This window comes from Nonomuraea sp. NPDC001636, from assembly GCF_040298265.1.
GTDB lineage: Bacteria > Actinomycetota > Actinomycetes > Streptosporangiales > Streptosporangiaceae > Nonomuraea.
In genome coordinates this window covers 1-4,485 of the sequence record NZ_JBEOZT010000076.1, presented here as the reverse complement: position 1 = coordinate 4,485, position 4,485 = coordinate 1, and the positions used below count along the sequence as shown (strand labels likewise).

8 protein-coding genes are annotated in these 4,485 nt (G+C 69.6%); 7 read left to right on the top strand and 1 reads right to left on the bottom strand.

What is annotated here, in order from left to right:
* From ABT158_RS50940 to ABT158_RS50910, 7 genes are all read left to right on the top strand, one after another.
* A partial coding sequence (locus tag ABT158_RS50940; protein WP_352366690.1) for a hypothetical protein occupies window positions 1-189 on the top strand: 189 nt, incomplete at its 5' end.
* 62 nt (window positions 190-251) lie between these two features.
* The gene (locus ABT158_RS50935; protein ID WP_352366688.1) at window positions 252-1,103 is read left to right on the top strand and encodes a hypothetical protein; all 852 of its coding nucleotides are present in this window, start codon (window positions 252-254) and stop codon (window positions 1,101-1,103) included.
* A 2-nt stretch (window positions 1,104-1,105) separates the two neighbouring features.
* Window positions 1,106-1,354 carry a hypothetical protein gene (locus tag ABT158_RS50930; RefSeq protein ID WP_352366686.1) on the top strand — a complete coding sequence of 83 codons (249 nt, stop codon included), beginning with the start codon at window positions 1,106-1,108 and terminating at the stop codon, window positions 1,352-1,354.
* A complete protein-coding gene (locus tag ABT158_RS50925; protein ID WP_352366684.1) occupies window positions 1,351-1,671 on the top strand; it encodes a hypothetical protein in 321 nt (106 codons plus the stop codon). Before ABT158_RS50930 ends, ABT158_RS50925 begins: the two co-directional genes overlap by 4 nt.
* Window positions 1,672-1,945: 274 nt before the next feature.
* Window positions 1,946-2,146 carry a hypothetical protein gene (locus tag ABT158_RS50920; RefSeq protein WP_352366682.1) on the top strand — a complete coding sequence of 67 codons (201 nt, stop codon included), beginning with the start codon at window positions 1,946-1,948 and terminating at the stop codon, window positions 2,144-2,146.
* A gap of 2 nt (window positions 2,147-2,148) precedes the next feature.
* Window positions 2,149-2,688 (top strand): DUF6879 family protein, encoded by a 540-nt coding sequence (locus ABT158_RS50915; RefSeq protein ID WP_352366680.1) that lies wholly within the window; start codon window positions 2,149-2,151, stop codon window positions 2,686-2,688.
* Window positions 2,685-3,524: a helix-turn-helix domain-containing protein gene (locus ABT158_RS50910; protein ID WP_352366678.1), complete on the top strand. Its 840-nt coding sequence runs from the start codon at window positions 2,685-2,687 to the stop codon at window positions 3,522-3,524. The genes ABT158_RS50915 and ABT158_RS50910 overlap by 4 nt, the downstream gene beginning before the upstream one ends.
* Window positions 3,525-4,221: 697 nt before the next feature.
* Here ABT158_RS50910 and ABT158_RS50905 read toward each other — a convergent pair.
* On the bottom strand, window positions 4,222-4,485 hold a 264-nt coding region (locus ABT158_RS50905), incomplete at its 5' end, for a helix-turn-helix transcriptional regulator (RefSeq protein ID WP_352366676.1).

Genomic DNA, 4,485 nt, shown 5'->3' with positions numbered 1-4,485 from the left:
GGCGGGACGCCCATCTACCGGCCGACCTTCGAGCATGGCTTCCAGAAGGCGGGTGGCGCGACGGCCTTCTACGGGGTGCGGATGACGCTGCAACCTTCTGGCCAGCTCCAGGTGGGTGTTCCGACGGCGGCCGGAAACAACACGAACGGCATCCTCCTGGACGCCTGCTACATCGACGCCCCCATCTGACCCAGCACCACCACCTCGCCCCGCGCCGCCGGCCCGGGGCTTTCGTCATCTCTGGAGGCCTCATGGCCAAGACCGGCCCGCAGCGCTACCCCGGCGCGTCCTTCGCCTACTGGTGGGGTGACAGGTACGAGGGCGCCGCGATGGAGATCAACGCCGTCGTCTGGCACACCACCGAGGGCACCGCCCTGCCGACCTACGGCGACGGCGCCTCCGCCCCAACGCTCACCGCCGTCCCCGACTTCGCCGCGATGAAGCTCCGCTGGTACCAGCACTTCGACCTGGAGCAGTCCGCCCGCGCGCTCGTCGACCGGGCCGGCGGCATCACGACCAACCGCAACAACCTCGCGCAGGTCGAGCTCGTCGGCACCTGCGACCCGACCACCCACCGGAAGTGGGAGGCCGCCGGGCGCGCGCACATCTTCTGGCCCGAGGCCCCCGACTGGGCCCTGCGCGAGGTCGCCGCGTTCGTGCGCTGGCTCCACCAGAACCACGGTGTGCCGATGACGTCGACCGTCACGTGGCGCGCCTACCCGGGGAGCTACGGGCAGAACGCGCCTCAGCGGCTCTCCGCCGCCGCCTTCAACCAGTACACCGGCCACCTCGGCCACCAGCACGTCCCCGAGGGCAACGACCACGGGGACCCCGGCAACTTCGACATGGCGCGCGTGCTCCGGTACGCCGCCGGGACCCCCGAGGAGGACCCCGTCATGGCCCTGTCCGACAAGGACGTCGACCGCGTCGCGCTGCGCGTCCTCGCGTACCGCAACAAGGACGCCGACGAGAAGTCGAAGAAGGCCGGCCGCCGGATCCCGGACTTCTACGGCTACGTCGCCAAGACCTACGAGGCGGTCATCGCGCTCACCACGAAGGTCGACAAGCTCACCGTCCTGCTCAACGCCCAGAAGGAGAAGTGACCATGTCCGACGCCGCCAAGCGAACCGCCCGCACGATCCTTCAGTCCGCGCTCGGCATCGCCGTCGTCCTGCCCGCAGTCGTCTCCGCGTCCGGGGTACCTGAGGCCCTGCCGTGGGTCGCTGGCGCGCTGGCCGTCGCGGGTGGCTTCGCCCGCGTGATGGCACTGCCGGGGGTTCAGGCCATCCTGCCTCGCTGGCTCCGTACCAACGAGTGGGAGCTCCGGGGCGACGAGCCGGAGCAGCAGGGGTGACCCCCTCAGAGTCCACGCAAGTAGCGGTCGAACTGGCGGAGATGCGCGGCGAGATCAGAACGGGGTTCGCCGAGGTGTCGGGTCGGCTCGACCTCGCCCTGCAGCGGACAGACCAGAACGAACGGGCGCAGGCCGAGCAGCGCGACACCGTGAAGCGGGTCGAGGAGCGGGTCGACGCCCTGGAGGCGAAGACCGAAGCGTCGGCCACGCACGGCCCCCGGCTGGCGGCTGTAGAGAAGCTGGCGTGGACGGCCGTCGGGATCGGAGTACTCGCGGTCCCGGCCGGCGGCTGGCTCGTCAACGTCCTAGTGAAGTAGCCCGTGATCACTCTATGGACGTCCATAAAGTGATCGCCTTGCGGCTGTCCGCAAAGTGATTAGTTTCGCGGTACCGCGAAGGCAAGTGCCTGAGTACGCCACGCCCCCTCTCGCGCCTCCTTCGGGAGGGCGGGAGGGGGCGGCTTCGTCGTGTCCGGGTGTTGCGCGCAACACACCACCGGAGGACCGACCCGCGCAATCTCGCGCAACTCGCCAGCACACTGCGCGGGTTCCGACCATGCTGAGACTCCACCCGACAAGGACGGAGCCCACGATGACGCTCAGGTTCATCGGCACCACCAGCGAGCACGGCAACTGCCCCACCCTGTACGAGGTCGTCGAGACCGGGGACCTCGTCATCCAGGGCGACGAGGTCGACACCGAGCACCGCGCCCAGCTCCGGGACCTCGGCGTCGCCGAGACCGCCGTCGTCATCCCCCGCGAGCTGCTGACCCGCTTCGCCCCCAAGGAGTAACCGTGCCCCCGCTGATCCCCTTCGAGGAGATCACCCACCTGTTCGCCGAATTCCAGCACAGCGCGTTCCGACTGGAGACCCGACGCGGCTACGCGACCGACCGCGCTGGCACCCGCTTCCAGGCGTTCATGCGCGGCGTCGACCCGACACCGGAGCCGGATCACCCGTGGAACGTAAACGTGCGGGCCAAGGCTGATGAGGGGGCGCGGTTCTCACGCGTCCGCCTGGTCGACGATCCGCCGACGGACGGACAGCGCTTCCTCATGGCGACCGCCGCTGGAAATGTCGCGGCCGGCGAGGACATCCGCGTCCTCGGCCGGACGGACGCTGAGCGTCTCGGCGTGGACATCGGTCACGACTTCTGGCTCTTCGACTCCACCACTCTCGTACGGATGCACATCGACGACACCGACACCACCGTCGGCGTCGAGACCATCACGGACCCAGCCGCCGTCCTGGCCGCCTGCCGGTCCCGGGACACTGCGCTCGCCGCAGCCGTACCTACTGCCGAGGTCTGGGCAGCGGTACGGTCCACTGTGTGACCGAGCCCGACAGCAGCCGAATCGCCCTCGGCGCGCGGCTCGCCGAGCTGCGCGTCGAGGCGGGCATGAACGGCAGGGACTTCGCCGCCCGACTCGGATGGCAGGCGTCGAAGGTGTCCCGCCTCCAGTCCGGCCAGCAGAAGCCCAGCCCCGAAGACCTGAAGCAGTGGGCCACGGCGGCCGGCCGGAACGACGTCCTCGGCGAGCTCCTCGCCCGGCTCCGGGGCCTGGAGTCACAGCCGCAGCAGTGGCGCCGCCAGCTTGCCGCCGGCCACACCCCGGTCCAGGACCGCTATGTCGTCGAGTACCGGCGTACCGCCACCGCCCGCGGCTACGAGACGAGCGTGATTCCAGGCCTGTTCCAGACGGCGGACTACGCCCGGCACCTTCTCATGCAGAACGCCAGCCTGATGCGCTCGCCCCGGGACACCGAGGCTGCCGTCCAGTCCCGCATGCGCCGGCAGGAAGTCCTGTACGAGCCGGGCAAGCTCTTCCGCGTCCTGATCTGGGAGGCCGCGCTGTACGCCCACGTGGGCACCGTCGAGACGATGACGGGGCAGCTGGACCGGCTCGTCGGCCTCATCGGCATGTCGACCGTCGAGCTCGGCATCGTGCCTCTGCGGGCCGCCATGCCGATCACACCGAAACACGGGTTCTGGATCTTCGACGAGCAGCGGGTCATCGTCGAGACCATCAACACCGAGCTCCAGTACGACACTGCCGACGACCTCGCCCTCTACCTCCGCGTCTGGGAGCAGCTCTCGGCGGCTGCCGTCACCGGCCTTCAGGCGCAGCGCCTCATCGGCCGCGTCCGGGCGTCTCTCGGAGCAATCTGAGCAATCCGGCGAAACCCTGCGCGGGCCCCGCGCAATCCGGCGCAATCAGTCAGCAACCGCGTACTTGCGCGGCCTACCGTCTGGCCATGGCGACGCGAACCCGCAGGCCACGGCACTGCAATTACTGTCCGCTCCCGGGCGCCGACGTGTGCGTCCGTATGCAGACCGCTGTAGAGGGCGGCGCGCACATCTACGCCCACCGGGCGTGTGCGGAGCAGCGCGGCCGGAAGCCGCTGTACGTCTTCACGCAGGACCAGCCAGCCGAGGTGGCGCGGTGAGCCCCGCAACCAAGCGCAGCCGCCGCCCGGTGTTCCGACCCGAGTGCGTAGTCGCTGAGCACAGCTGGTGCAAGCTCGACGAGGTCCGCGTGGGCGGCGCGCTCATCTTCCCGGCGAAGCGCTGCGACTGCTCGTGCCACAAGAGGAAGGACCGTCCATGAAGAGCTGCGCCTACTGCAAGCGCCCCATTGTTGGGGAGGCCCTCCCGATCGCACCGGAGTCGGCCAGCGGCGCCCGGCCTACGGCGTACTGGCACAAGGACACCGCGGACTGCGTGAAGGCGGACGAGGCCGCGACCGGCGAGGCCTCACCGCTACGCCGACTGCTCAGCCGCTCTTGAGCTCCTGCTCGCTCGTGGTCACGGCGGACCACAAGCAGGCAGGGACCAGCCCCGGCCGGTTCGCCAGTGGCGGCCGGGGCTACCTCACCAGCTCCGCGAGGGGCACGCCGACAGCTCGGGCGATCTGGAGCAAGAGCCCGAGGCTAGGGTCGCTGACTCCGTGCTCGATGCGGTGGATGGTCTTGTGGTCGACGCCGACGATCTCACCGAGCCGGACCTGGCTGAGGTTCGCGTGCTCACGGGCGATTCGGATTCGGGTCCCGATCGCCTGAAGGCGGCGTAGCTCCCAGTCGGGTTGGTCGGAAGGCGTCCTCTCAACGTCTGATGATAATGGGTGAGTCTT

Coding starts and splice junctions, on each gene's coding strand:
- ABT158_RS50935 (WP_352366688.1), top strand. CDS start 252: ATGGCCAAGACCGGCCCGCAGCGCTACCCCGGCGCGTCCTTCGCCTAC.
- ABT158_RS50930 (WP_352366686.1), top strand. CDS start 1,106: ATGTCCGACGCCGCCAAGCGAACCGCCCGCACGATCCTTCAGTCCGCG.
- ABT158_RS50920 (WP_352366682.1), top strand. CDS start 1,946: ATGACGCTCAGGTTCATCGGCACCACCAGCGAGCACGGCAACTGCCCC.